Genomic DNA, 21256 nt, shown 5'->3' on the forward strand with positions numbered 1-21256 from the left:
TCCGGGCGCTTCCTTCGTTTCCGACTCTATCAGATCTTTCCGATCCGATTTCCTCGGTGCTTTCCGGTCCCGAGTTTCAATTCCTTGGGGCCTTCGGCGGGGTCAAACATTACCAGGCTTTCTCCGGCCCCCTGACCACGCCCCTCGCTCCGGACGAACCGAGGCAGGAAGAGGTGTAGACCACTGGGGTTAGGATCTGGCTTGATCGGTGCTGCCGACCGCGACTCAAAGCCGCGTTGGGGTCAGGCAGGAGTACGACAGTACATCCCACCGTCAGTGGAGGCAAATCGTTTCCGGTAGTCCCTAGGTCCGCCAACTGGTACGTCTCGTGCGGAACCGGGACTTCTTATGACTTACGCTTCTGAACAGTACGCGCCGCCCAGGACAGGTGTGGCGGCGCCACACGATCTCCGCCCCTGGGAGGCTTCCCATGTCAACCGTGACGTCGCCGCTTGCTGGACGCGCCATCGGTCTCGCCAACGTTCCCGACCCGGTCTTCTCCGGTGCCATGGTCGGGCCCGGCACCGCCATCGATCCCGTACGTGAGCCCTCGGAGGCGGTCTCCCCCATCGACGGGGTCGTCGTCTCCATGCACCCGCACGCCTTCGTCGTCGTGGACGGCGAGGGACACGGGGTGCTGACGCACCTCGGCATCGACACCGTCCAGCTCAACGGGCAGGGCTTCGAGCTCCTCGTCAACAAGGGCGACACCGTGACCCGCGGACAGGCGGTCGTCCGGTGGAACCCCGCCGACGTCGAGGCCGCCGGCAAGTCCCCCATCTGTCCCGTCGTCGCTCTCGAGGCCACCGCCGACTCGCTCTCCGACGTCCGGGAGGACGGCGACGTGAAGGCCGGCGACCAGCTCTTCGACTGGAGCTGAGTCCGGTCCGTCGTCAGGACGGCCGCGCGAACGACATTCAACGCGGTGGCGAGGGCCACCGCTCTATCGGAGACGGGTGAGATGGAGACAACGCTGCGAGGCGTGGGCGTCAGCCACGGAGTGGCGATCGGCCAGGTGCGGCACATGGGTACGGCGGTTCTCGAGCCGCCCGCCAAGCAGATCCCCGCCGAGGACGCGGAGCGCGAACAGGGGCGCGCCCGCCAGGCGGTGGAGGCCGTGGCCGCGGACCTGATCGCGCGCGGCAACCTGGCCGGCGGTGAGGCCCAGGCGGTGCTGGAGGCCCAGGCGATGATCGCCCAGGACCCGGAGCTCATCGCCGACGTCGACCGCAGGATCGCGGTCGGCAGCACGGCCGAGCGCGGTATCTACGACGCCTTCTCGCACTACCGCGAGCTGCTGGCGGGCGCCGGCGAGTACATGGCGGGCCGGGTCGCCGACCTGGACGACGTGCGCAACCGGATCGTCGCGCGGCTGCTCGGCGTGCCGATGCCCGGCGTCCCGGACAGCGACGAGCCGTACGTGCTCATCGCCCGGGACCTCGCGCCGGCAGACACGGCGCTGCTCGACCCGGCGCTGGTGCTCGGGTTCGTGACCGAGGAGGGCGGGCCGACCAGCCACAGCGCCATCCTGGCGCGTGCCCTGGGCGTGCCGGCCGTGGTGGCGCTGCCCGGCGCCGGCGAGCTGGCCGAGGGCACGGAGATCGCGGTGGACGGTTCCACCGGCGAGATCTTCGTGGACCCGAGCGAGGAGAAGAAGGCGGCGCTGACCGAGGCCGCCGAGGCGCGGAAGGCGGCACTGTCCGCTTCCAGTGGCCCCGGGGCCACTTCCGACGGGCACAAGGTGCCGCTGCTCGCCAACGTCGGCGGCCCGGCGGACGTGCCGGCCGCGGTGGAGGCGGGCGCCGAGGGCGTCGGTCTGTTCCGCACCGAGTTCCTCTTCCTGGACGACAGCCAGAAGGCCCCGTCCGAGGAGAAGCAGGTCGAGGCCTACCGGAAGGTGCTCGAAGCCTTCCCGGAGGGCCGTGTGGTCGTGCGGGTGCTCGACGCCGGTGCCGACAAGCCGCTCGACTTCCTGACGCCGGCGGACGAGCCGAACCCGGCGCTCGGCGTGCGGGGGCTGCGGTCGCTGCTCGACCACCCGGAGGTGCTGCGGACGCAGCTGACCGCGCTGGCCAAGGCCGCCGAGGGCCTGCCCGTGTACCTGGAGGTCATGGCGCCGATGGTGGCCGACCGGACGGACGCCAAGGCGTTCGCCGACGCGTGCCGCGAGGCGGGGCTCCAGGCGAAGTTCGGCGCGATGGTGGAGATCCCGTCCGCCGCGCTCCGGGCCCGCTCGATCCTGCAGGAGGTCGAGTTCCTGTCGCTGGGCACGAACGACCTGGCGCAGTACACCTTCGCCGCCGACCGTCAGGTCGGTGCGGTGTCCCGGCTCCAGGACCCGTGGCAGCCGGCGCTGCTCGACCTGGTGGCGCTGTCCGCCGAGGCGGCCAAGGCCGAGGGCAAGAGCTGTGGCGTCTGCGGCGAGGCCGCCTCGGATCCGCTGCTCGCGTGCGTGCTGACGGGTCTGGGGGTCACCTCCCTGTCGATGGGCGCGGCGTCGATTCCGTACGTGCGGGCGACGCTGGCGAAGTACACGCTCGCGCAGTGCGAGCGTGCGGCGGCCGCGGCGCGTGCCGCGGACACGGCGCACGAGGCGCGGCTCGCCGCGCAGGCGGTGCTGTCCGGGGAGTGATCCCGGAGGCGTAGCGCGTGGTCCGGAGGGGCTTCCCGTCACCTGGTGGCGGGGAGCCCCTCCGTCGTGTCCGGGGTCAGGGGTGGTCGTGACGGTGGGCGTCCGGGCCGGGGGCGAGGGGGAAGCCGGCGCGGTGGTCGACGCCGTGCTCCGGGGGCAGGGGTTCGCCGGTGCGGGCGTCGGTGCAGTAGGCGGCGAAGACCTCGGCCTCGGTGAGCGGGGCGAGGGTGCCGTCGGCGAGGCGCCAGCCGTGGAGCCGGTCGGGTGCGCCGGGGCGGGTGACGCGCAGGACGAGTCCGCCCGGGGCGGCCAGGGTGATCCCGGCGGCGAGGACGGCGGTGAACTCGGTGGCGGCGGTGGGGTCGTGGTGGTGGGTGCCGTGGTCGTCCCGGGCGGTGTGGAGGACGGCGAGGAGGTGGTCGTCGGCGGCGGGGACGCTGCAGACGAGGTGGTGGGTGCCGGTCCCCGCGCCGTCGAGGAGGGCGAGGAGCAGACGGGTGGCGCGGTCGAAGGCGTCCCTGCCGAGGTCCAGGCCGCAGTCCGGGCAGTCGCCGGCGGTGGCGAGGACGGTGGTGGCGTACTCCCAGGTGGCGCGGCGGACCGCGGTGTCGACGAGTTCGGGGAGGAGGGCGGTGAGGGGCTGGCCCCGGTAGGTGACGCGGGCGCCGGTGGTGGCCAGGTGGTCGGTGAAGCGGCTGCGGCTGGTGGGATGGTCGGGGTCGAGGCCGGTCTCGGCGCAGTAGGAGGCGTACTCGTCGGGGTCGAAGAGGGCCACGGTGGTGTGGGCCCCTTGGCGGGCGAGGGATGTGAGGAGGGCCTCGACCTCCTTGAGGTAGGTGGGGTGGTCGTCGAAGGCGAAGGTGCGGTAGCGGCGCATGGCCGCGAAGTCCTGCTCGTCGGCGAGGAGGCCGACGGTGCTGGGGATCTCGCGGCGCAGGGCGCGGCGGAGGCGGGTCGTGGTGGTGGTCGTCATGGCTCCCCCTCGGATGCGGCGGTCTGATCACGGCGATCAGTGCTCACTCACCGTAACCTTCGCCACTGACAGTGACGGCTCGGCCGGGGGTGCGACGCGGTCGCGGATGAGGCGGTGCTGGGCCGCGCCGGCGCCGACGAGGGCGAGGCCGAGGAGGGGCCAGGCGAGGGGGCCCGCGGTCATGACCCCGGTGACGAGGAGGGGTCCGGCGAAGCGCTGGGTGGACTGGGCGAGGCCGTGGACGCCGAGGTAGGCGCCCTGCGCCTCGGCGGGAGCGAGCGCGACGGAGAGTTCCCACGCGGAGGTGGCGTGGATGATCTCGGCGAAGGTGAGGGCGACGACCGCGACGACGAGGGCGGTGACGGCGAGGGCGGGGCCGCCCGCGGCGGAGGCGGCGAGGGCGAGGGTGCCGAGGGCGAAGAGCCCGCTGAGGGGGACGAGGAGGCGGCGGGCGGCCGGGGTGGTGGCGCCGAAGCGGGCGAGGGGGACCTGGAAGAGGACGACGAGGACGGTGTTGAGGACGAGGAGGAGCGGGGCGAGGCCGACGGGGGCGTCGGTGGCGTGGACGATCCAGAGGGGGACGGCCACCTGGAGGATGGTGTCGTCGAGGAAGAGGGCGGCGTCGGTGGCGGTGTAGCCGAGGAAGGTGCGGTCGCGCCAGGGGCCCGCGGGCTTGTCCCGGGGTCCGTCCTCCCCGGTGGCGGCGACGCGGGAGGGGGCGGGCGGTTCGGCGCAGCGCAGGGTGAGGACGGCGATGACGAGGTAGGAGAGGACGTTGCCGACCAGGAGCCAGGTGTACGCCCGGGTGGAGCCGGTGGCGAGGGCGGCGGCGGCGCCGAGGCCGCCGAGGGACCAGCCGATGTTGACGGTGGTGCGCTGGATGGCCTGGTAGCGGACGCGTTCGGCGCCGGCCTGGCGGGCGGCGTACAGCTTGATGAGGACGCTGCCGGCGCGGTCGGGGAGGGCGCCGAGGGCGGAGTAGAGGGTGAGGAGGAGGACGTGGTCGGTGGTGAGGAGGGCGAGGAGGCCGAGTCCGCGCATGAGCTGGGTGGCGGCGATGACGCGGACGAGGGGGAAGCGGTCGGCGAGGAGGCCGGCGAGCGGTGCTCCGGCCACGCCGACGCCGCCGGAGACGGTCATGAGCAGGCCGACCTGGCCGAGGCTCATTCCGGAGACGTAGGTGAAGTAGAGGGCGGTGCAGCCGGCCCAGAGGCCGGTGCCGATCTTGTCGATGATGCTGACGACGAGCATCCGGCGGCCGTCCCGGCCTCCCGGGATGCGGTCGAGTGCGGTGCGGTGCCACGAGGACGGGCTGTTCACGCGGTTCCCCCTTGACGCGAGTTATGTATTGATACATAGTTTGGAACGTGGCAACACAATATTCGATCCAGGGGAAGACGGCCAAGGGGATTGCCGCGTCCGTCGAGCGCGGCGTGACCGAGGGCGAACTCGCCCCGGGCGACGCGCTGCCTCCCGTACGGAAGCTCGCGGACGACCTGGGCGTCAGTCCGGGCACGGTGGCGACCGCCTACAAGGAACTGCGCGCCCGGGGGCTCGTGGTGACCCGCGGCCGGGGCGGCACGGTCGTGGCCGAGGCGCCGTCCGTGGCGTCCCGGCGACCGCCCCGGATGCCCGAGGGCCTCACGGACCTCGCCAGCGGACTGCCCGACCCCGCCTTCCTCCCCGTCCTCCGTCCGCCGCGCGAGGTGCGGCCCGTCTACGGCTCGCACCGCGCCGCGCCGCGGCTCGCGGTGCTGGAGGAGCTGACCCGGGCGTGGTTCCGGCGGGACGGGGTGCCCGCGGCGCGGGTGACCTTCGCGCACGGGGCGCTGGACTGCGTCGCGCGGCTGCTCTCGGTCGAACTCCGGCCCGGGGACGCGGTCGCCGTCGAGGACCCCGGCTTCCACCACCTGCTCGACCTGGTGCCCGCGCTGGGACTGCGGATGGTGCCGGTGGCCGTGGATGGCGAGGGGATCACGCCGGACGCGCTGCGGGCGGCGCTGCGGGCCGGGGTGCGGGCGGTCGTCTTCAGCCCCCGCGCGCAGTGCCCCACCGGCGCCTCGCTCTCGGTCGCCCGGCGGGACGAACTGGGCGCGCTGTTCCGGGAGTTCCCCGAGGTCCTCGTCATCGAGGACGACTACCTCGCCGAACTCGACGGGCCCCCGGCGCCGACGGTGGGCGCGCTCGGGCCGGCCCGCTGGGCCCAGGTGCGCACGGTCTCGAAGCGGCTCGGCGTGGACCTGCGGTGGGCGGGGCTCACGGGTGACGCGGTGACGCTCGCCCGGCACGACGGCCGGATGCTGATGACCTCCGGCTGGGTCAGCCACGTGCTCCAGGAGACCGTCGTCGGCCTCTTCTCCGATCCGGAGGTGGCGCGGCTCGTGGCGCGCGGGGAGGCCGCCTACACCGAGCGGCGGCGGGCGCTGATCGACGCGCTCGGCGCGCGCGGCATCCGCGCCGTCGGGGCGGAGGGGCTGAACGTGTGGGTGCCGGTGCGGGACGAGTCGGCGGTGGTCAACGGGCTGCGGACGCACGGGTGGTGGGTGGCGGCCGGTGCCCGCTTCCGGATCGCCGCGCCGCCCGCCGTGCGGATCACCGTGGCCGCCCTCGCGCCGGAGGCGGCGCAGCGGCTGGCGGCGGACTTCGCGCAGGTGCTCGGGGACGCGCAGGCCACGTACGGGGGGTGAGGCGGGGATCTCCGGGGGCGGTGTGGCGCGGGTCACGGGAACCCGGGCGGGCCGGCGGCCAGTACCCGGTGTGGAACCAGAGATGAGAGAACGTTTCCGGGCCGGGGACCCCTCGGCGCTCGGTGAGGCGTACGACGAGCACGCGCGCGTGCTGTTCCAGTACGCGTACCGGATGTGCGGTGACCGGGCCGCGGCCGAGGACGTCGTGTCCGCGACCTTCCTGGAGGCCTGGCGCTGCCGCGGCAAGGTCCACGCCGAGGGCGGGAGCCTGCGGCCGTGGCTGCTGGGCATCGCCACCAACGTCCTGCGCGGGACGGCGCGGGAGGCACGGCGGCGGGACGCCGCGCTGGCGCGGATGCCCGACCGGGGGGTGCTCCCGGACTTCAGCGACGCGGTGGCCTCCCGGCTCGCCGACGAGGAGCGGCTGCGGGCCGCGCGGGTGGCCCTCGGCCGGCTCCGGCGCCGTGAGCGCGAGGTCTTCGGGCTCGTCGTGTGGGCCGGGCTCGACTACGCGACGGCGGGCGAGGCGCTGGGCGTCCCCGTCGGCACGGTGCGGTCGCGGCTCTCGCGGGCCAGGGAGCGGCTGCGGTCGCTCGCCGAGGCGGAGCTGCGCGCCGGGCGGCGCGGGCGGGAACGGGGCGGTGCCGGCACCGGTCCGGGGCCCGGCTCCGGCACCGACTCCGACTCCGGCAGCGGGGCCGCGGCCTCCCGCGCCGCGTCCCCTCCCGCCCCCGGATCCGACGCGCCTTCCCCCTCGCCCCGCCCCGGGGCTCCCGGTGCCGCCGAGGGGGCCCGCACGCGCGCGTGGCCCGGTGCCGGCGCGCCCTCCCTGCCCGTGAGCGCGGGCCGAACCGTCCTCGTCCCCCGAACCTCCCCGGAGAAGCCGGCATGAACGACATCGATCCCCGCCCTCAGGACGCGCTGCGCGCCGAGCTGACGGAGCTGCTGCCCCCGCCCCCCGTACCGGAGTTCGCGCCGGAGCGGCAGCGGGAGCTGCGGCGCGCCCTGCTGGCGTCGGCCCGGCCGGCGCGGCCCGCGGCGTGGTGGACCCGGAAGGCCGTGCGGTTCGCCGTGCCGGCCGTGGTGTGCGGCATCGCGGCCGGCGCGGTGCTGGTCGCCGCTCCCCCGGACCCGCGCGAGCAGCGTCCGGCGGTGCGCGCGGAGGGCGGCGCTTCGGCAGTGCTGTCGCGGGCCGCGCTCGCCGCCGCCTCGGCGCCGGGGCCGAACGCGCGGCCGGAGGAGTTCGTGTACGTGGAGAGCCTGGTGTCCCGGGCGGGTCTTCCGGCGGGCGGCGGGGCCGCCGTCGTGGAACCCGTGCACCGGCGGCAGGTGTGGCTGTCGGCGGACGGGAGCCGGCCCGGGCTGCTGCGGGAGGAGGGGGCCGCGGACTCCGCACTGTCGCCGCGGCTGCCCGTGTACGAGCTGGACCGGCCCGGTGCCGCGCCCCGGCGGACCTTCCTGGAGCCGGGCGAGCCGTCGGTGACCGATCCGACGCACGCGTTCGTGGCGGGGCTGCCGACGGATCCGGAGGCGCTGCTGCGGCTGGTGCGGGAGCAGACCCGTACCGGTGGCGGGGACGCGGACCAGCGGGCGTTCTCGGCGATCGGGACGCTGCTGGCCGAGACCTGGGCGCCGCCGGAGGTGACGGCCGCGCTGTTCGAGGCGGCGGCGCGGATCCCCGGGGTCGCGGTGGTGCCGTCGGCGCGGGACGCGGCGGGCCGGGAGGGCGTGGCCGTGGCCCGTACCGCCGGCGGTGAACGGACCCAGTGGGTCTTCGACCGGTCGACCTCGGCCTTCCTCGGGGAGCGGACCGTGCTCGTCGCCGCCTCGGAGACGGGGCCGGCCGGGACGGTACTGAGCGAGACGGCGGTGCTGGCCAAGGCGGCGGTGGCGAAGGCCGGTCAGCTGCCCGGCTGAGCCGGTCCGTGGTGAGGGGCGCCCCCGCGGGGGCGCCCCTTTCCGTGTCAGCCGCGGCGGGCTGCCGCGAGGGACTCGTAGAAGCGGAGCAGGTCGAGGTCGTCGACGGAGCCCGCGTTGACGGCCTTCTCCAGGGGGGTGCCCTGGAGGAGGCGCTTGACGGGGACCTCGATGCGCTTGCCGGTGAGGGTGTGCGGGACGCCGGGGACCTCGATGATCTCGTCGGGGACGTGGCGCGGCGACAGTTCGGTGCGGATCGTGGCCTTGATCCGGGCGATCAGGTCGTCGTCGAGGGTGGCGCCCTCGGCGAGGTGGACGAAGAGGGGCATCCAGTAGCCGCCGTCCGGTTCCTCCAGGCCGATGACGAGGGACTCCCGGATCTCGGGGAGCCGTTCCACCGCCTCGTAGATGTCGGCGCTGCCCATCCGGACGCCCTGGCGGTTGAGGGTGGAGTCGGAGCGGCCGTGGATGACGACCGAGCCGCGGTCGGTGATCGTGATCCAGTCGCCGTGGCGCCACACGCCGGGGAACATCTCGAAGTAGCTGTCGCGGTAGCGGCTGCCGTCGGGGTCGTTCCAGAAGTGGATCGGCATGGACGGCATGGGGTTGGTGACGACGAGTTCGCCGACCTCGCCGATGACGGGCTTGCCGGACGGGTCCCAGGCCTGGAGGTCGGTGCCGAGGCCGGCGGCCTGGAGCTCGCCGATGTGCACGGGCAGCGTGGGGACGGCTCCGGCGAAGCAGGAGCAGACGTCGGTGCCGCCGCTGACGCTGGCGATCCACAGGTCCTCGCGGACCTCGTCGTGGAGCCAGCGGAAGCCGTCCGGGGGCAGCGGGGAGCCGGTGGTGGCGACGCACTTCACGGCGGAGAGGTCGAAGTCGCGGCCCGGGTGGACGTCGGCCTTGGCGCAGGCCATGACGTAGGCGGCGGAGGTGCCGTACAGGGTGGCGCCGGTGCGCTCGGCGACGCGCCACTGGGCGCCGGTGTCCGGGTAGCCGGGGCTGCCGTCGTACAGGACGACGGTGGTGCCGGTGAGGAGGCCGGAGACGAGGAAGTTCCACATCATCCAGCCGGTGGAGGTGTACCAGAAGAAGACGTCCTCGGGGCCCAGGTCGCAGTGGAGGCCGAGCTGCTTGAGGTGCTCGACGAGGATGCCGCCCTGGGACTGGACGATCGCCTTCGGCAGGCCGGTGGTGCCGGAGGAGTACAGGACCCACAGGGGGTGCGCGAACGGCACCTGCTCGAAGACCGGCTCGACGTCGGCGGCGACCAGGTCGGCCCAGTCGAGGGCGCCCTCGGGGGTCGGGGTGCCGAGGAGCGGGATGTGGACGACGGCGCGGAGGGTGGGCAGCTCGGCGCGCAGCTCGGCGACGGTGTCGCGGCGGTCGTGCTCCTTGCCGCCGTAGCGGTAGCCGTCGACGGTGAAGAGGACGACCGGCTCGACCTGCTGGAAGCGGTCGAGGACGGAGCGGGCGCCGAAGTCGGGGGCGCAGGAGGTCCAGACGCCGCCGACGGCGGCGGTGGCGAGCAGGGCGACGACGGCCTGGGGGACGTTCGGCAGGTAGCCGCTGACGCGGTCGCCGGGGCGGACGCCCAGGGTGCGCAGCTCGGCGGCGAGCGAGCCGACCTGGCGGCGGAGTTCGGCCCAGGTGGTCGGGACGGGCTCGTGCGTCTCGTCCACGTGCAGGAGCGCCGTGTCGTGGGGGCGGTCGGCGGCGGCGCGCAGGGCGTGCTCGGCGTAGTTGAGGGTGGCTCCGGGGAACCAGTCGGCGCCCGGCATGGAGCGGTCGCCGAGCACGCGCGCGTAGGGGGTGGAGAAGCGGACGTCGAACCATGCGGCGACGGCCCCCCAGAAGGTCTCCGGCTCCTCGACGGACCAGCGGTGCAGGGCCGGGTACCCGCCGTCGGCGGGGGCGCCGTGGTGTGCGGCGGCCCACGTCTGGAAACGGGTGACGGCGGCGTGGGCGATGCGCTCCTCGTCCGGCTGCCAGAGCGGCTCGGTCGGCTCGCTCGGCTCGGTCGGCGCAGTTGTCATCGGGTGGCTCCCTGGCTGTACGCGGGTCGGCGTGTGTCGCGCGCACGTGCGGGGGTGTGCGCGTGACGCGGCTGACAGGACGATGCCATGGGAGCGGCGTTCGCACCAGGGCCGCCCGCCCGGGGGCGGCGAGTTGAACATGTGCTCCCACCACGGGTGAACGGCAGCTGAACGAGGCTCGTATCGCCGCTGGTGGGTGGCAGGGTGACCCGCATGGACGGTCGTGGACTGGTGCGTTCGGCGAGGGTGTTCGGCGCGGTGGGGGTGTTCGGTTCGGTGCGGGGGCTGACGACGGTGCGGGCGGCGTGGCGGCGGCGCCGGACGGACGCGGCGGGGCTGCCGCGGCAGGGGGCGGAGCGGGCCCGGGTGCCGGGGCCGGCGGAGGGCGCGGAGCCGTTGCCGGGCGGGGGGACCGTGCGGTTCGCCCGGTCCTCGCTGCGGGTGTGCGTGTCGGCGGGCGGCACGGTGTTCTGGGGGTGGGACGGGGCGGAGCCCGAGCCCTCGTACGCGCTGGCGGGGGCGGCGCCCGAGCCGGATCCGCGGGCGGTCCTGGAGCCGGACACGGACGGCGGCTGGCGGGTGGTGTCGGAGCGGGTGACGGTGGCGGTCTCGCGGCACGGGGCGGTGGAGATCCGCACGCCCGGCGGGGTGACGCTCCGGCGTGACCTGCCGCCGCGCTGGTGGGACCCGGTGGACGGCGGTCCGTCGCGGTGGGCGCAGCGGGCGGAGGTGGCGGCGGACGCGCGGTTCTTCGGGCTGGGCGGGCGGTCGGCGGGGCCGCGGCTGCGGGACGGCTCGTACCGGCTGTGGAACACGGATCCCCAGGGGCGGTTCGGGCCGGGTGACGATCCGCTGTACATCACGATGCCGGTGCAGTTCGTGGTCGCGGACGCGGGGACGCACCTGGCCTTCCACGACAGCAGCTGGGACGGGCGGGTGACCCTCGCGGAGGGCGAGGAGGGCGCGGGGTCGGGGCACGACCGGCCCGGCACCGTCGAGGTGCGGATGGAGGGCGGGCCGCTGCGGTGCTGGGTGGTGGTCGGGACCCCCGCGCGCGTGCTGCACCACTGGGCGGCGCTGACGGGTGCGCCGGCGCTGCCTCCGGCGTGGGCGCTGGGGCCGCAGCACGCGCGCTGGGGTTTCGGCAGCGCGGCCGAGGTGCGGCGGGTGGTGGCCGGTTACCGGGAGCGGGGGCTGCCGCTGTCGGCGGTCCACCTGGACATCGACCACTACGACGGGCACCGGGTGTTCACGGTGGACCGGGAGCGGTTCCCCGATCTGCCGGGGCTCGCGGAGGAGCTGCGGGGGCAGGGGGTGCGGCTGGTGTCGATCGTCGACCCGGCGGTCGCGGCGGAGCCGGGGAACGTGCTGTACGAGGCGGGGCGGGCGGCCGGGGCGTTCGTGCGGGACGCGCGGGGCGAGGAGGTGCGGGGGGTGGTGTGGCCCGGGGAGTGCGCCTTTCCGGACTTCACCGATCCGGCGGTACGGGAGTGGTGGGGCGGGTTGTACGAGGAGCGGCTCCGGCAGGGCTTCTCGGGCGTGTGGCACGACATGAACGAGCCGGTGTCGTTCGCGGCCTTCGGCGATCCGACGCTCCCCCGGTCGGCCCGGCACCACCTGGACGGGCGGGGCGGCGACCACCGGGAGGCGCACAACGTGTACGGGCTCCTGATGGCCCGGGCCGGCTACGAGGGGCTGCGGCGGCTGCGGCCCGGGGAGCGGCCGTTCCTGTTCACGCGCTCGGGGTGGGCGGGGATGCAGCGGTACGGGGGCACCTGGTCCGGCGACGTGGCCACCGGGTGGCCGGGGCTGCGCGCTTCGCTCGCGCTGGTCCTGGGGCTCGGGCTGTGCGGGGTGCCGTACTCGGGTCCCGACGTCGGCGGCTTCGACGGGAGTCCGTCGCCGGAGCTGTTCCTGCGCTGGTTCCAGCTGGGTGCCTGGCTTCCGCTGTTCCGGACGCACGCGGCGCTGGACGCGGGGCGGCGGGAGCCGTGGGAGTTCGGTCCCGAGGTGCTGGAGCACGCGCGCGTGGCACTGGCCGAGCGCGAGCGGCTGCACCCGTACTTCGTGACCCTGGCCCGGCTGGCGCGGATGACCGGCGCGCCCTACGTGCGGCCGGTGTGGTGGGGGACGCCGGAGGACCGGGTCCTGCGGGAGTGCGAGGACGCCTTCCTGCTGGGCGACGCGCTGCTGGTCGCGCCGGTCCTGCACCGGGGCCAGGACCGGCGGGCGGTGCGGCTGCCGCGCGGCCGCTGGTACGACACGGCGACCGGCCGGGCGTACGAGGGCCCCGGGCAGGTGCTGCTCGGCGCGCCCCTCGCGCGCGTGCCGGTGCTGGCCCGCGCGGGGGCGGTCCTTCCGGTGCGGGGCGAGGACGGGGAGCCGGTGCTGGAGGTGTGGGCGCCCGCGCCCGGCCGGACGGGCGGCGGCCTCGTCGTGCGCGACACGGGGGACGGCTGGGAGCCGGCGGAGATCGAGCGCTACCAGTCGCGGCTGGTGGAGGGGCGGGTCGTGGTGGAGCGGGTGACGGAGGCGGGGCCGGTGGAGCCGGAACTGCCGGTGCGGGTGCGGGGGGGTGTGAAGGGGCGTGAGGGCGGGGGCGTTGTCGGACCCTCCGCCTAGCATCCGGGACATGGATCCGGAATCTCTGCGGGGCGAGGGCGTCCCGCTGCCCGCCGGGTGCGGGGTGGCGACCGATGAAGGGGACGGCGGGGCGCGGCCGTTGTGGCTGAGCGACGGGCCCGCGCCCTTCGGGCTGTGGGGGCGGATACGGGCCGCGCACGCGCGGACCGGGCTGTGGCCGCTGCTGCTCGAACCGCTGGACGGCGAGGTCGGGGAATTCCGGCCGTGGGCGTCGGGGGAGCTGTATCCGGAGGGCATGTCCCGGCCCTCCGACCACGACCCGGCGGCGGTCCTCGCGGCGTGGTGGGAGGGGTGCACCGCGATCGACGAGGAGGACGACCCCCTCTCCGCCGAGGAGCGGCTCGCCGTCACCGCCCCCTACGGCGCCGCCTGGCCGGGGCTCGCGGCCGGACGGGCCGTGGCGGAGGACCCCGACGAGCTCGCGGCGGAGAACGCCGACGCGCTCCTGTCCTTCGGCGCCGGGGCCCGCCTGGGGCTGGTCGAGGCCGCGTCCGGGGCGGAGGCGCTCGTCGTCACGGGCTGGTCGGGGCCCGCCAACCACGCCGGCACCGGCGAGATCGCCGCCGTCGTCGCCGACTGGGAACGGCGCTTCGGGGCGCGGGTGTTCGCGGTCGGGTTCGACACCCTGCGGCTCTCCGTCGCCGCTCCCCCGGCCACCCTGGAGGAGGCGCTGCCGATCGCCGCGGAGCACTTCGCCTTCTGTCCGGACAACGTCTGGCAGGGGTCGGTGAAGGACCTCGCGGAGTACGCGGAGCGGCTGGTGGGCGCCGACGTGTGGGCCTTCTGGTGGGACTGAGGGTCAGCCGTAGGCGCCCGCGAACCACTTCTCCGCCGCCTCGGTGTGGAGGGGGAAGACCAGTTCGCGGGGTTCCGGCAGGACGAGGCGGGCGGAGGTCTCCGGGGTGGGGGTGAAGGCGGGGAGCGTGGCGGCCTCGACGGGCGGGAGGAGGCCGAAGACGAGGAGGTGGTCGGCGGAGGAGAGGACGTCGGCGAGGCGGACGTCCTCGGCGGGGGCCACGATGCCGGTCTCCTCGCGGAGTTCGCGGGCCACGGCGGTGCGCCAGTCCTCGCCGTGGTCGATGAAGCCGCCGGGGAGGGCGGTGCCGCCGTGGCCGGGGTGGATGGCGCGGGTGACGGCGAGGAGGCCGGTGCCCGTGGGGGAGGTGACCGGGAGGAGGGCCACGGCCACCGGGAGGGGGTTGCGGTAGGCGGTGGTGGCGCAGGCGGGGCAGGTGCGGGGCCAGGTGGTGGTGCCGGGCGGGTAGGGGGCTCCGCAGGCGGAGCAGTGGGAGTGGGGCGCGGGGGTGGTCACGGCGTCGACCGTACGCGAGGGGGTTTCCCGGTGGGGGCGGAACTGGTAGACCCGGTGCGCATGACTGGACTTGCCTCTGCCTTCCGTACCCTCGCCGTCACGGGCGCGGCCGCCCTGCTCGCGCTCGCCGGGTCCGCCGCCTCCCCCGCCGTCGCCGTTCCCGAGCCGAAGGCTCCGCCGGAGTTCGTGGCGCTGGACTCGGTGGACCGGACGATCCTCCAGGAGATGCGGTACACGACGGCGCACAACTTCGTGGGGGAGCCGATCGACGGGTACCGGCAGCCGGTGTGCGTGCTGACGCGGCCGGCGGCGGAGGCGCTGCACCGGGCGCAGACGCGGCTGCTGGCGCGCGGGTACACGCTGAAGGTGTACGACTGCTACCGGCCGCAGCGGGCGGTGGACCACTTCGTGCGGTGGGCGGAGGACCTGGCGGACGAGCGGATGAAGGCGGAGTTCTATCCGCTGGTGGCGAAGGACCGGCTGTTCGCGGACGGGTACATCGCGGAGAAGTCCGGGCACAGCCGGGGGTCGACCGTGGACCTGACGGTCGTGCGGCTGCCGGCGGAGCGCACGCGCGCGTACGTGCCGGGCGAGGAGCTGACCTCGTGCTCCGGGCCGGTGGAGGAGCGGTTTCCGGACAGCTCGGTGGACATGGGGACCGGGTACGACTGCTTCGACACGCTCTCGCACACCGAGGATCCGCGGATCACGGGCGTCCAGCGGGCCAACCGGCAGCTGCTGAAGGGGCTCCTGGAGGCGGAGGGGTTCGTGAACCTGCCGGAGGAGTGGTGGCACTTCACGTTCAAGCCGGAGCCGTTCCCGTCGACGTACTTCGACTTCCCGGTGGCCCGGCGGTCGGTGGCCGGGCACTGACGTCTTCCGCCGTCCGCGCGGCCGTGCCAGACTCGGCCGCAGACTTCTGACGTAGCGTCAGATACGGGCGGGAGGGCCGGGGATGGCACGGACGCGCAGGCCGGTCGTGGACGGCTGGTTCACCGACGGGACCGTTCCGGACGGGGAGTTCCGGCTGCTCGGCACGCGGTGCTCGGCCTGCGCGGCGGTGTTCTTCCCGCGCGAGGACGACGCCTGCCGCAACCCGGGCTGCGCGGGCGGGGGCACGCTCGACGAGACGCCGCTCTCGCCGCGCGGGCGGGTGTGGTCGTACACCGACGGGCGCTACCGGCCCCCGGCCCCGTACGTCTCCGACCCGGAGGAGCCCTGGGAGCCGTACGTCCTCGTGGCGGTCGAGCTCGCCGCCGAGGGGATGGTGGTGCTCGGGCAGGCCGCGCCCGGCGTGCGGACGGCGGACCTGGCGGTGGGCATGGAGGTCGAGGTGGTGCCCGGGGTGCTGAACGAGGACGCCGAGCACGTCTGGACCACCTGGCGGTGGCGGCCCGCGGGGACGGAGGAGCGCGCGTGAACGACATCGCCGTCATCGGGGCCGGGATGCACCCCTGGGGCAAGTGGGGGCGGAGCTTCGTCTCGTACGGGACCGCCGCCGCCCGCGCCGCGCTCGCCGACGCCGGCGTGCGGTGGTCGGACATCGGCTCCGTCGTCGGGGCCGACACCGTGCGGTGCGGATATCCGGGATACGTGGCCGGGGCGACCTTCGCGCAGGCCCTCGGCTGGCAGGGCGCGCGGGTGACCAGCGTGTACGCGGCCTGCGCCTCGGGCGCCCAGGCCATCGGCGCGGCCCGGGCGCAGATCCTCGCCGGGCTCGCCGACGCGGTCCTCGTCGTCGGCGCCGACTCCACCCCCAAGGGCTTCTTCGCGCCGGCCGGCGGGGAGCGGCCCGACGATCCGGACTGGCTGCGCTTCCGGATCCTCGGCGCGACCAACCCCGCCTACTTCGCGCTCTACGCCCGGCGCCGGATGGCCCTGTACGGGGACACCGCCGAGGACTTCGCGCAGGTCAAGGTGAAGAACGCGGCGGCAGGGGCGCTCAACCCGATGGCCCGCTACCGGAAGCCGGTGACGGAGCGGGAGGTCGCCGCCTCGGCCGTGGTCGCCGATCCGCTGCGGCTGCTCGACATCTGCGCCACCTCGGACGGCGGGGCGGCGCTGGTGCTGTCCAGCATGGACTTCGCGCGGCGGCACGGGCACCCGGACCCGGTGCGGATCCGGGCGGTGTCGACGGTCTCCCCCACCTATCCCAAGGCGGTCCTCGACCTGCCCGACATCGCCACCGACTCGACCGCCGCGCTCGCGCCCCCGCCGCACGCCTTCCGGGCCTCGATCGCACGGGCGGCGTACGAGGAGGCCGGGCTCGGGCCCGAGGACCTGTCGCTGGCCGAGGTGTACGACCTGTCCACGGCGCTGGAGCTGGAGTGGTACGAGGACATCGGGCTGTGCGGGCCCGGGGAGGGCGCCAAGCTGCTCCGGGACGGGGTGACCCGGCTCGGCGGCGCGCTGCCGGTGAACACCAGCGGTGGGCTCGCCTCCTTCGGGGAGGCCGTGCCCGCGCAGGCGATCGCCCAGGTCTGCGAGCTGACCCGGCAGCTGCGGGGCGAGGCCGGCGACCGGCAGGTGCCGGGCGCCCGGGCCGGGATCACCGCCAACCAGGGCCTGTTCGGGCACGGGTCGGCGGTGGTGGCGGTCCGCTGAGGACCGCCGCCCGCGACGGGTCCACGCGCGCGTGGCGGCCGGAGCCGTACCGCTCAGGTCGCGACGGGCTCGTGCCCCCGGTCGGCGAGGACGAGGGCGTGCTCGACGACGGCGACGAGGACGCCCTTGACCGACTCGCGGTCGCGGGCGTCGCACATCAGCAGCTCGACCTCGGGGTCGAGGTCGAGCGCCGCCCGCACGGTCTCCGCCGGATAGCGGCGGGCGCCCTCGAAGCAGTTGACGGCCACCGTGAAGGGGATGCCGCGCCGCTCGAAGTAGTCGATGGCGGCGAAGCTGTCCTCCAGGCGGCGGGTGTCGGCGAGCACGACCGCGCCGAGCGCGCCCTGCGCCAGCTCGTCCCACAGGAACCAGAAGCGGTCCTGGCCGGGGGTGCCGAACAGGTACAGGACGAGGTCCTCGCGGAGCGTGATCCGGCCGAAGTCCATGGCGACCGTGGTGGTCGTCTTGGCCTCGACGCCGTGCAGGTCGTCCACGGGACGGCCGGCCTCGGTGAGGACCTCCTCGGTCCGCAGCGGCCGGATCTCGCTGACCGTGCCGACCAGCGTCGTCTTGCCGACCCCGAACCCGCCGGCGACCAGGATCTTCAGGGTCACCGGCTCGACGGGGGTCTTCTTGCGGCTAGAGCGCCCGAAGGCCATTGATCACCTCGCGGAGGATGCTCACGTCCGGCAGCTGGGCCGGCGGAACGGGGCGGGTCACGTGCACGAGTTCCTCGTCGACGAGGTCACCGACCAGGACCCGGACCACCCCGACGGGGAGGTCGAGTCCGGCGGCGAGCTCGGCGATCGACTGGGGCTGCTCGGAGCAGCGTTCGACGATCTCCACGTGTTCCGGGGAGAGCGACTGGTCACGGCCGGGGTCGTCGGCGGCCGGTTCGGGGACCACCACGGCGATGAGGTCGAGCCGGTGGCGGCCGGCGGCGCTCGTCCGGCCGCGGGTCATCGCGTACGGACGGACGACCGGGCCCGCGTCGTCGTCGTACCAGTGGTGGGGGACGGCCGTCCGCCGGCCGGGGGCCTCCCGGTCGGGCTGGTCGCGCTCGGCTGCGTCGCTCATGCGGGGCGGCTCACCCTCCCGTGGGCAGACCGGTCCGGGGGGCGGTGCCGAGGTGGGTGCCGACCCGCTTGACCATGAGCGTCATCTCGTAGGCGACCTGGCCGACGTCGGAGTCGGCGTCGGCGAGGACGGCGAGGCAGCTGCCGTCGCCCGCGGCGGTGACGAAGAGGAAGGCGTCCTCCAGCTCGACCACGGTCTGCCGGACCCTGCCCGCCTCGAAGTGGCGGCCGACGCCCTTGGCGAGGCTGTGGAAGCCGGAGGCGACGGCGGCGAGGTGCTCGCCGTCCTCGCGGCTCAGGTCCTTCGACGCGCCGGTGGCCAGGCCGTCGCTGGAGAGCACCAGGGCCTTGCGGATGGCGGCGACGCGCTCGACCAGCTCGTCGAGGAGCCAGTTGAGCTCGCCGTTGCCGTGGACGGAGCTGCTGGTGCTTGCTGCGGCGTTCGGTGCGGTCATCGACCGTCCCCCTCGGGTGTCGTTCCTCGTGCTGTGCTGTCGTCCGGGTCCGCGCCGTGCCGGCGGCCGCGCTGCCAGCCGCGCTGCATGGCGGCCATGCGGGCCCGCACCTCCTCGGCGTCGCGCTCGAAGTCGTCCCCGGCCCCGTCGCGGCCGCCCTCGGCGGGCCGGTCGTCGGCGGCGGCCGGCTGCCCGGGCTCCCGCAGCTGCGGTACGAGGCTGGCCTGCCGGACCCGGCGCGGGAGCCCGTCGAGCGGCTCCGGGGCCCCGCCGGCCGGCGCCGGAGCCGTACGGGCCCCGGTGCCCTCCGGGCGTACGGGGACGAGGGTGGGGCCGGCCTGGCGGGGCGGCGCCCCGTGGTCCTCGGCGCCGTCCCGGCCGGGGGCCGGGTGGGCGCGGCCGGGCCCGTCGAGCCGGCGTCCGCGGTCGACGACGAGCGTCGGCGGGCGGCGGCGCGGCAGCGCGGTGTGGGCGCCGTCCCGGGCCGCCGGGTCCTCCTCGCCGGGGCCGGAGGGCTGGTCGGGGACCTGCTGGTGCTGTTCGGCGGCGGGGACGAGCCCGCCCCGGCGGCGCTGGGGGCGGAAGAGGCCCCCGCGCTCGCTGTCGGTGTCCAGGAGGTCGGCGGAGCGGTCCAGGAGCGCGTCGAGCTCCTCGGGGCCGAGCGGGGGTTCCAGCTCGACGGGGCCGTCCAGGGGGCGGGCGGCGTCGCCGCCTTCCGCGGTCGTCCCGTCCGTCAGGTCGGGCACGCGCGCGAGGGCGGGCCGGCGCTGCGGGAGCGGGGCCTCGTCGAGCACGCCGGCGTGCGCCCCGGAGGTCGTACGGGATCCGCCGGCGGAGGGCCGCGCGTCGCTCTCGGCGGGGCGCGGGTCGAGGCTCTTGCGGTCCAGGCGGAAGCCCGCGCCCTGCGTCTCGGGGGCGTCGGTGAGCAGCGCGGCCGGGATGAAGACGACCGCGGTGGTGCCGCCGTACGGGGAGGTCTGGAGCGAGACCCGGACGTTCTGGCGCTGGGCGAGGCGGCTGACCACGAAGAGGCCGAGCCGGTCGGTGTCGGAGAGCTCGAACTCGGGGGTCTCGGCGAGCCGCAGGTTGGCGTCGAGGAGGACGTCGGGGCTCATGCCGAGGCCCCGGTCGTGGATCTCCAGCGTGAAGCCGTTGGCGACGCGCTCGCCGAGGACCTGGACGGCGGTGTGCGGCGGGGAGAACACGGTGGCGTTCTCCAGCAGCTCGGCGATGAGGTGGGTGAGGTCGGCGACGGCGGGACCGCCGACGCCCAGCCGGGGCAGCCGGCGGACCTCGACGCGCTCGTAGTCCTCGACCTCGGCGACGGCGGCCCGGACCACGTCCATCAGCTGCACGGGCTTGCGCCACTGGCGGGAGGGGGCGGCGCCGGAGAGGATCACCAGGCCCTCGGCGTGGCGGCGCATGCGGGTGGTGAGGTGGTCGAGGCGGAAGAGGTCCGCCAGTTCCTCGGTGTCCTCGGTGCGCCGCTCCATGGTGTCGAGCAGGGTGAGCTGGCGGTGGAGCAGGACCTGGTTGCGGCGGGCGAGGTTGACGAAGACCTCGGAGACGCCGCGGCGCAGCTCGGCCTGTTTCACGGCGGCCTCGACGGCGGCGCGCTGGAGGGTGTTGAGGGCCTGGCCGACCTGGCCGACCTCGTCCTCGCCGTACCGCAGGTGGGGCACCTCGGTCTCGACGTCGACGTGCTCGCCGGCGGCGAGGCGGCGCATGACGCTCGGCAGGCGGACGCCGGAGACCTCCTGCGACTCCTTCTGGAGGCGGCGCAGGTCGCGGACGAGGGAGCGGCCGACGCGGACCGAGATGCCGACGGAGGCGAGGAGCGCGAGGAAGCCGAGGACGCCCGCGACGCCCGCCTTGAGCAGCACGCTGTAGGCGGCGGGCTGGACGCGGTCCTGGTAGTGGTCGCCGGCGGCGGTGTTGGCGCGGGCGAGCTCGTCGAGGACGGGGCTGGCCTCGTCCTGCCAGTAGGCGGCGGTGGCACTCCGGGGCCGCTCGGTCGGGCCCTCCTCGATGAAGGCCTCCTCGGCCGTGCGCAGGGCCGTCGTCTCGGGGCTGCGCCAGTACTGCTCGAAGCGCTGCCGCTCGGCGGCGGGGAGGAGTTCGAGGTTGACCTCGTAGGTCTGCTTGCGGACGGCGACGAGGTCGGAGACGGCGCGGACCTCCTGCGCGGTGACCCGGTCGGCGACGAGCGCGGAGAGGACCAGGGCGTCCTCGCGGGAGAGGAGTTCGCGGGCCCGGGTGATGCCGACGAGGGCGCGGCCCTGCTTGTCCATCTCGACGTTCTCCAGCGCGTGGAGGGTGACGAGGAAGCTGTAGCAGGGGTCGACCAGCCGGTTGTAGAACTCCAGGGCCTGGAGGCGGCCGATGGCGCGCTTCTCGACCGAGCGGCGCAGGGAGGAGATCTCCTCGAAGGCGGTGAGGAGCGAGTTGAGCTTCTGGGTGGTGACCGGGCGCATCTCCTCGCGGACGCCGGGGTCCTCGGCGTTGGAGCGGATGCGGGCGATCTGGCGGTCGGTGGCGAGGCGGGCCTCGCGGAGCTGGGTGAGCGCGTCGGAGCCGCGCGGGTCGGCGAGGTAGACGAGGGACTGGCGGCGTTCGAGCTGGATGACCCGGGCCGTGTCCTCGATGGGGTAGCCGACCTTGTCGACGATGTAGCCGACGTCCAGGAGCTGGTCGGCCTCGCGGCCGGTGAGGACGGTGGAGAAACCCCAGAGTCCGGTGAGGGAGACGAGCGGTACGAGGAGCAGCGCCACGATCTTCCTGCGGATGGACTTCCCGCGAAAGCGCATGGCCTCCCCCAGTACGGCCTCCGCGGCCACGGAGGTCACTCGAACGGCGTCGCCGCGTCAACACGGCGCGTCAACCTTCGGTTTCAACAAACGGCGGCGTGAGCCTACTACTGC

18 protein-coding genes are annotated in these 21256 nt (G+C 75.1%); 10 read left to right on the forward strand and 8 right to left on the reverse strand.

Annotated elements, in window-relative coordinates; translation table 11 throughout:
* Positions 1-430: 430 nt before the first annotated feature.
* Together ACFW6A_RS35510 and ptsP are read left to right on the forward strand one after the other, a co-directional pair.
* Complete coding sequence (locus tag ACFW6A_RS35510) at positions 431-880, forward strand: PTS glucose transporter subunit IIA (protein WP_386485960.1); 450 nt, start codon at positions 431-433, stop codon at positions 878-880.
* A gap of 81 nt (positions 881-961) precedes the next feature.
* On the forward strand, positions 962-2632 hold the full coding sequence (ptsP, locus tag ACFW6A_RS35515) for a phosphoenolpyruvate--protein phosphotransferase (RefSeq protein WP_351844416.1): 1671 nt from the start codon (positions 962-964) through the stop codon (positions 2630-2632).
* 76 nt (positions 2633-2708) lie between these two features.
* Here the strand turns inward: ptsP and ACFW6A_RS35520 are convergent, their stop codons facing one another.
* Positions 2709-3605 (reverse strand): hypothetical protein, encoded by an 897-nt coding sequence (locus tag ACFW6A_RS35520; RefSeq protein ID WP_386485956.1) that lies wholly within the window; start codon positions 3603-3605, stop codon positions 2709-2711.
* A gap of 36 nt (positions 3606-3641) precedes the next feature.
* Positions 3642-4925, reverse strand: a complete 1284-nt coding sequence (locus ACFW6A_RS35525; protein ID WP_386645739.1) for an MFS transporter — start codon at positions 4923-4925, stop codon at positions 3642-3644.
* Positions 4926-4972: 47 nt separating this feature from the next.
* Between ACFW6A_RS35525 and ACFW6A_RS35530 the strand changes: the two genes are divergently transcribed.
* The 3 genes from ACFW6A_RS35530 (at position 4973) to ACFW6A_RS35540 (ending at position 8209) form a co-directional block, all read left to right on the forward strand.
* Positions 4973-6292: an aminotransferase class I/II-fold pyridoxal phosphate-dependent enzyme gene (locus ACFW6A_RS35530; protein ID WP_386645742.1), complete on the forward strand. Its 1320-nt coding sequence runs from the start codon at positions 4973-4975 to the stop codon at positions 6290-6292.
* Between the two features lie 82 nt (positions 6293-6374).
* Positions 6375-7184: an RNA polymerase sigma factor gene (locus tag ACFW6A_RS35535; RefSeq protein WP_386645745.1), complete on the forward strand. Its 810-nt coding sequence runs from the start codon at positions 6375-6377 to the stop codon at positions 7182-7184.
* Positions 7181-8209: a CU044_5270 family protein gene (locus ACFW6A_RS35540; protein ID WP_386645748.1), complete on the forward strand. Its 1029-nt coding sequence runs from the start codon at positions 7181-7183 to the stop codon at positions 8207-8209. Before ACFW6A_RS35535 ends, ACFW6A_RS35540 begins: the two co-directional genes overlap by 4 nt.
* A gap of 47 nt (positions 8210-8256) precedes the next feature.
* On the opposite strand, the gene ACFW6A_RS35545 is transcribed toward ACFW6A_RS35540, so the two are convergent.
* Positions 8257-10245, reverse strand: a complete 1989-nt coding sequence (locus ACFW6A_RS35545) for an acetoacetate--CoA ligase (RefSeq protein ID WP_386481899.1) — start codon at positions 10243-10245, stop codon at positions 8257-8259.
* A 213-nt stretch (positions 10246-10458) separates the two neighbouring features.
* On the opposite strand from ACFW6A_RS35545, the gene ACFW6A_RS35550 reads away from it, so the two are divergent.
* On the forward strand, positions 10459-12867 hold the full coding sequence (locus tag ACFW6A_RS35550) for a TIM-barrel domain-containing protein (protein WP_386645751.1): 2409 nt from the start codon (positions 10459-10461) through the stop codon (positions 12865-12867).
* A 10-nt stretch (positions 12868-12877) separates the two neighbouring features.
* On the forward strand, positions 12878-13684 hold the full coding sequence (locus ACFW6A_RS35555; protein WP_386481902.1) for a DUF4253 domain-containing protein: 807 nt from the start codon (positions 12878-12880) through the stop codon (positions 13682-13684).
* A gap of 3 nt (positions 13685-13687) precedes the next feature.
* Here ACFW6A_RS35555 and ACFW6A_RS35560 read toward each other — a convergent pair whose 3' ends face one another.
* Positions 13688-14200 (reverse strand): NUDIX domain-containing protein, encoded by a 513-nt coding sequence (locus ACFW6A_RS35560; RefSeq protein WP_386481905.1) that lies wholly within the window; start codon positions 14198-14200, stop codon positions 13688-13690.
* A gap of 60 nt (positions 14201-14260) precedes the next feature.
* Between ACFW6A_RS35560 and ACFW6A_RS35565 the strand changes: the two genes are divergently transcribed.
* From ACFW6A_RS35565 to ACFW6A_RS35575, 3 genes are all read left to right on the forward strand, one after another.
* A complete protein-coding gene (locus tag ACFW6A_RS35565; protein ID WP_351844396.1) occupies positions 14261-15073 on the forward strand; it encodes a M15 family metallopeptidase in 813 nt (270 codons plus the stop codon).
* An 82-nt stretch (positions 15074-15155) separates the two neighbouring features.
* Complete coding sequence (locus tag ACFW6A_RS35570) at positions 15156-15620, forward strand: zinc ribbon domain-containing protein (RefSeq protein WP_351844394.1); 465 nt, start codon at positions 15156-15158, stop codon at positions 15618-15620.
* Positions 15617-16804 carry a lipid-transfer protein gene (locus ACFW6A_RS35575; RefSeq protein ID WP_351844392.1) on the forward strand — a complete coding sequence of 396 codons (1188 nt, stop codon included), beginning with the start codon at positions 15617-15619 and terminating at the stop codon, positions 16802-16804. The genes ACFW6A_RS35570 and ACFW6A_RS35575 overlap by 4 nt, the downstream gene beginning before the upstream one ends.
* Before the next feature lie 53 nt (positions 16805-16857).
* On the opposite strand, the gene ACFW6A_RS35580 is transcribed toward ACFW6A_RS35575, so the two are convergent.
* The 4 genes from ACFW6A_RS35580 to ACFW6A_RS35595 are packed head-to-tail and all read right to left on the reverse strand — an operon-like array spanning position 16858 to position 21142.
* Entirely contained in the window at positions 16858-17463 is a 606-nt protein-coding gene (locus ACFW6A_RS35580; protein ID WP_386645755.1) for an ATP/GTP-binding protein, read from the reverse strand.
* Positions 17444-17881 (reverse strand): DUF742 domain-containing protein, encoded by a 438-nt coding sequence (locus tag ACFW6A_RS35585; protein WP_386645758.1) that lies wholly within the window; start codon positions 17879-17881, stop codon positions 17444-17446. Before ACFW6A_RS35585 ends, ACFW6A_RS35580 begins: the two co-directional genes overlap by 20 nt.
* Positions 17882-17891: 10 nt before the next feature.
* Positions 17892-18335: a roadblock/LC7 domain-containing protein gene (locus ACFW6A_RS35590; RefSeq protein WP_351844387.1), complete on the reverse strand. Its 444-nt coding sequence runs from the start codon at positions 18333-18335 to the stop codon at positions 17892-17894.
* Entirely contained in the window at positions 18332-21142 is a 2811-nt protein-coding gene (locus ACFW6A_RS35595; protein ID WP_386645761.1) for a nitrate- and nitrite sensing domain-containing protein, read from the reverse strand. Before ACFW6A_RS35595 ends, ACFW6A_RS35590 begins: the two co-directional genes overlap by 4 nt.
* Positions 21143-21256 lie beyond the last annotated feature (114 nt).

Source organism: Streptomyces sp. NPDC058758 (assembly GCF_042746075.1).
Lineage (GTDB): Bacteria > Actinomycetota > Actinomycetes > Streptomycetales > Streptomycetaceae > Streptomyces.

Coding starts and splice junctions, on each gene's coding strand:
- ACFW6A_RS35520 (WP_386485956.1), bottom strand. CDS start 3,605: ATGACGACCACCACCACGACCCGCCTCCGCCGCGCCCTGCGCCGCGAG.
- ACFW6A_RS35545 (WP_386481899.1), bottom strand. CDS start 10,245: ATGACAACTGCGCCGACCGAGCCGAGCGAGCCGACCGAGCCGCTCTGG.
- ACFW6A_RS35550 (WP_386645751.1), top strand. CDS start 10,459: ATGGACGGTCGTGGACTGGTGCGTTCGGCGAGGGTGTTCGGCGCGGTG.
- ACFW6A_RS35590 (WP_351844387.1), bottom strand. CDS start 18,335: ATGACCGCACCGAACGCCGCAGCAAGCACCAGCAGCTCCGTCCACGGC.
- ACFW6A_RS35555 (WP_386481902.1), top strand. CDS start 12,878: ATGGATCCGGAATCTCTGCGGGGCGAGGGCGTCCCGCTGCCCGCCGGG.
- ACFW6A_RS35540 (WP_386645748.1), top strand. CDS start 7,181: ATGAACGACATCGATCCCCGCCCTCAGGACGCGCTGCGCGCCGAGCTG.
- ACFW6A_RS35570 (WP_351844394.1), top strand. CDS start 15,156: ATGGCACGGACGCGCAGGCCGGTCGTGGACGGCTGGTTCACCGACGGG.
- ptsP (WP_351844416.1), top strand. CDS start 962: ATGGAGACAACGCTGCGAGGCGTGGGCGTCAGCCACGGAGTGGCGATC.
- ACFW6A_RS35595 (WP_386645761.1), bottom strand. CDS start 21,142: ATGCGCTTTCGCGGGAAGTCCATCCGCAGGAAGATCGTGGCGCTGCTC.
- ACFW6A_RS35565 (WP_351844396.1), top strand. CDS start 14,261: ATGACTGGACTTGCCTCTGCCTTCCGTACCCTCGCCGTCACGGGCGCG.
- ACFW6A_RS35585 (WP_386645758.1), bottom strand. CDS start 17,881: ATGAGCGACGCAGCCGAGCGCGACCAGCCCGACCGGGAGGCCCCCGGC.
- ACFW6A_RS35510 (WP_386485960.1), top strand. CDS start 431: ATGTCAACCGTGACGTCGCCGCTTGCTGGACGCGCCATCGGTCTCGCC.
- ACFW6A_RS35535 (WP_386645745.1), top strand. CDS start 6,375: ATGAGAGAACGTTTCCGGGCCGGGGACCCCTCGGCGCTCGGTGAGGCG.
- ACFW6A_RS35580 (WP_386645755.1), bottom strand. CDS start 17,463: ATGGCCTTCGGGCGCTCTAGCCGCAAGAAGACCCCCGTCGAGCCGGTG.